Here is a 309-nt window from a genome sequence, read left to right on the forward strand (position 1 = left end):
CGGGCAGCTCGGTGAGATCCACCTCGCGCCACGGAGCTTCGACGCGATCCAGCACCACCTGCACGGCCTGGCCGTCGGAGTCGGTGACGAACGCGGTGCGCAGGTTCGGGTACCGGTCGATGATGCCTTGGGCCGCCGCCCGCAGCCGCGCCGCATCCACCGTGCCGCCCAGGTCCACCACGGCCTGCATGGTGTACACGTCCACGGTGGACTGGGTCATCAACGCGTGGAACAGCAGACCCGACTGCAGCGGCGAGAGCGGCCACACCTCGGTCAGCGCCGGGTAGGTCTGTTCCCACACCTGGATGT

1 protein-coding gene is annotated in these 309 nt (G+C 69.3%); it reads right to left on the minus strand.

The genetic code is table 11. From position 1 onward, the window contains the following. Positions 1-309 (minus strand): condensation domain-containing protein (locus IU459_RS37810; protein ID WP_195134342.1); only part of this gene is annotated, 309 nt, incomplete at both ends.

This window comes from Nocardia amamiensis (assembly GCF_015477605.1).
GTDB classification, from domain to species: Bacteria; Actinomycetota; Actinomycetes; order Mycobacteriales; family Mycobacteriaceae; genus Nocardia; species Nocardia amamiensis_A.